Origin of the sequence: Roseateles sp., assembly GCF_036486225.1 — a bacterium.
Taxonomy (GTDB): Bacteria; Pseudomonadota; Gammaproteobacteria; order Burkholderiales; family Burkholderiaceae_C; genus Roseateles.
This window is the reverse complement of sequence record NZ_DASVNZ010000381.1, coordinates 1-3,851: the sequence shown is the minus strand read 5'-3', so window position 1 is coordinate 3,851 and position 3,851 is coordinate 1. Positions and strand designations below refer to the sequence as shown.

The 3,851-nt window shown below is 70.6% G+C and carries 3 protein-coding genes; all 3 read right to left on the bottom strand.

Going from position 1 to position 3,851, the window contains the following annotated elements:
- On the bottom strand, positions 1-1,715 hold a 1,715-nt coding region (locus tag VF536_RS24615; protein ID WP_331617577.1), incomplete at its 3' end, for an MFS transporter.
- A 116-nt stretch (positions 1,716-1,831) separates the two neighbouring features.
- Complete coding sequence (locus tag VF536_RS24610; protein WP_331617575.1) at positions 1,832-2,839, bottom strand: acyltransferase; 1,008 nt, start codon at positions 2,837-2,839, stop codon at positions 1,832-1,834.
- A gap of 294 nt (positions 2,840-3,133) precedes the next feature.
- Positions 3,134-3,851 (bottom strand): thiamine phosphate synthase (locus VF536_RS24605; RefSeq protein WP_331617574.1); only part of this gene is annotated, 718 nt, incomplete at its 5' end.

The following is a 3,851-nucleotide window of genomic DNA, read 5'->3' as shown; positions in this document are numbered from 1 at the left end:
CATGGTCGTGCGGGCGGTGGCTGAGCCGTCGAGGACGGCAAGGAGGACGGCAAGGTGGACGGGAGCGGGGCGGCGCGCCGTTCGGCCAGCCGCCTGGTCAGCGCGGTGCGGCCCAGCAGCGCGAGCAGCCACAGCAGGAAGGCGACCGCGGTGACCGCGCTGAACATGAACACGTCGTTGTAGGCGCGCACGTTGGACTCGCGCCGCGCGACGGCCGCGAGCTGCGCCGCGCCCTGCGCCGAGCGCAGCACCGGATCGCCGATGACCGCGCCCAGCGCCGCCGACTGCTGCGCCAGACGGGTCGCGACCATCGGGTCGGTGCGGTCCATGGTCGCGACCAGCGACGCGGAGAACTCATGCTCGCGCACCAGCTGGTAGGTGTTCAGCACCGCCGATCCGACGAGACCGCCCATCGTCTGCGTGATCGAGAACATCACCGAGAAGGTCACCATGTACGCCGGTCCGTTCTTCAGCGCCTGACCGATGCCGATCAGCATCAGCGGCCCCATGAACATGCCCGCGCCGATCGACAGCAGGAACTGGCTGACATAGAAATCCTGCGGCCGGTCGAGGCTGGTGCGGTGGTGGTCCATCAGCCCGGCGATCGCGAACAGCACGATGGACAGGAGGATCTGCGGCACCAGCGTCTTCGGCGTGAAGCTGATCGAGCAGGCCAGGATGCCGATGACCATGCCCGCCAGGATGACCGCGAACAGCGGCTGGAACTGGTCCGGCCCCATGCCCTGCGCGCGCAGGAAACCGACGGCGCCGACCGACTGCTCGGCGGTCAGGAAGCGCAGGATGACGCCCCCGATGACGAAGCGCAGCGTGGCGCCGTTGGCGAACCAGCGCGTCTGGATCAGCGGGTTGGCGCGGTGATGCTCGACGAACACCGCCGCCACGATGAGCAGCAGCGCCGCGATCAGCAGCCAGCCGAGCCAGCGGGTGTCGAACCACCAGTGCAGGTAGCCCTGGACCAGCACCGCGCAGACCATGCCGACGGCCGGCGCCATCAGCGCGAAGGTCAGGAAGTCCAACGGCTCGAAGACCCTGATCTGTACGCCGGGCGGCAGCTTGAGCACGACGACGGCGGCGAAGCTGCACAGCGCGAGGCCTGCCTCGAACAGGTAGAGGTTGTGCCAGGTGCCGCCGCCCTGGTCGAGCAGCGCGGGCGAGACTACCCAGGCCAGCGGCGCGGCGAGCTGGCCGATGCCCACGCCGATGACCATCATCTTGCCGGTGTGGGTGCGGGGCATGCTCTGCAGCATGTAGAGCAGGCACAGCGTGGAGCAGGCCGCGCCGGCGAGGCCGCTGGCGGCGCGCACGATCAGCGTCGTGGCGAAGCTGCCGACGAACAGGTGCAGCAGCGTGAGCACCGCGTAGACGCCCAGGCCGATCTCGGCGAACCAGCGCATGCCGAACTGCTGCCGGCACTTGAAGACCAGCAGGTTGGCGGTGACGTTGACCATCACGTAGGCGGCGGAGATCCACGCGCCCTCGGACGGCGTCAGGCCGAGCTGGCCCTGCAGGACGGGCAGGTTGGCAGAGACCAGGCCGTTGCCCAGCGCGCCGGTGATGCCGACCAGGATCGCGACCAGCGCATAGGCCACGCGCCGCCACGGCGGATGCCAGGGCATGGACGGCGAGCCCGGCATGCTGGGCTTCTCGTGCTCCTGCCAGTCGGGGACGGGGGCGAGGTACTGGGGCGTGGCCACGGCGGATCGCTGCTCCTGGTCCACGCAGGATGGGCCCGCGCGGGCATGGCTGGGGTCAGGAGTTGCACCGATGGCCGCCGGGACGGCGGGCGGTCAGCGGGTGCGGGATCCGGCCATTATTCGGCCGCCGTGGTGCGCGGGGACTCCCGGATGGGGGAGGGCGCCGACGCCGCGCGTTGCGGCCGTTCGCCGATCATCCATCGCCCCCAGGGCCAGCGACCGAGCGCGGCGGTCAGCGCGATCGAACCGATCAGCCCGGCGATGAGTCCCGCCGTGAAGAGCATGGGCAGGTCCGCGACGCCGACCGCCTTCAGCACGATGCGCGACGCCGCGGTGAAGACGGGATGGAACAGGTAGATGCCGAAGGACCAGGCGCCGATGAAGGCCAGCCAGCGGACCGCGGGGCCCAGGCGCAGCAGCAGCAGGCAGGCGCACAGGCTCACGGTCAGGCGTTCGAGGCCGGGCGCGTCCGGATTGGGGACCTGGGTCGCGGCCCAGCCCAGCATCAGGACGACGGGCACGAGCACGAGGGCGACGGCCAGCCGCGGATTCGTCGTCATCGTCGGAAAACGCCGGGCCGCCACGCCCAGCAGGAAGAACGGCAGCAGGAAGGTCGCCCCGTTCAGGCCGAAATACACGGGCAGCGGGGCCCACACGTGCAGCAGCATGGCTGCGAGCAGGACCGCGAGGAAGCCCTCGGCGCTGTCCAGGACCCGGCTTCGTTCCAGGATCGCGGTCAGCATGAAGATGAGGAACAGCGATTCCAGGAACCAGTAGTGCGCGACCGGGATGACGTGCAGCAGATGCCACTCGGTGATGCCGCGGTTGGTGCCGCCGCTGCCGCCGGACATCGCGGCCTGCAGCAGCGCGAAACCCGTGCCGACGACCAGCATCGGCACCAGCAGCCGCCGCGCCTTGCCCGCGGCGAACGGACCGATGTCGCCGCGTGCCGGCCGCAGGGCGTAGACCATGCCGGACAGGAACGAGAACAGGGGCATCCGGACCAACGCCAGGAAGTCGTTGATCTGTGCGGCGACGTGCTCGTCGGGCAGGCGCAATCCGGTGTCGCGGTCGCCGCCGATGACGTGGTAGCTCACCAGCAGCAGGCACGCCAATCCGCGCAAGGTGTCGAGTCTTTGCCGACTGTGCAACGGCTTCTCCCAGGAACGTGACGACGCCGTTGCCGTGGCGGCAGGACGGCGTCAAAGAACGATCGTAGGAGCGTGAAGGGGCCGTTGACAGTTACGAGAGGAAAGAAGCGCCGTGCGTCGCGCACAGCGGCGACATCGAAGGTGCGGCAGCGAGCGTCGACTGTGCGGCGGCGCACATTACCCGTCCGCATTGCGGACACTTGCCGCGCAGGATAGACACGCAGGACGGTCGCACGACGGACACGCGACGTGGATAGGAGCCGTCGATCATCCCAGCCGCCCGTTCGCCACCATCTCCTCCGCGGCCCGTACCAGGCACATGGCCGCGGCGCCGGCCGCCAGGCCCGCGCGCCATTGGCGTTCCTGGAGCACGCCGCCGATGCCCACCACCGGCACGCCCGCCATGCCGGCCCACCAGCGCAATTGCGCCAGGCCCTGCGGCAGCCACGGCATCGCCTTGGTCGTCGTCGGCCACAGCGGGCCGCAGGCGATGTAGTCCGGCGCCACGCCGCGCGCGCGGGCCAGCTCCCACAGGCTGTGGCTGGACAGGCCGAGGCGCACGCCGTGCCGGGCGCGGCGCTGCTGAAGCGCCTCGCGGTCCTCGCCGCCCATGCCCGACCAGTCTTCCTGGCCGAGATGCAGGGCGCGTGCGCCTTCGTCGAGCGCCAGCCGCCAGTGATCGTTGATCCACAGCGTCGCGGAGCGGCCCGCCATGTCGCGCACCGCCTCGCGGATCGCGGCTCGCAGCGTGTCTTCGTCCATCGTCGGGCCGCGCTTGATGCGCAGCTGCAGGTGGGCGAACTGGCTGCTGAGCGCCAGTGCCGCGATGCGCTCCGGCCGGTCCGTGATCGCGTACAGACCGGTGGCGAAAGGCGAGGGACGGCGCGACGCGGGCCACAGCATCTCGCGCCAGCGCGTCAGCGTCGCGCGGTCGGGCGCCGTCTCGTCGTCGAAGCCCATCACGGGCATCGCGCGGGGATCGTCG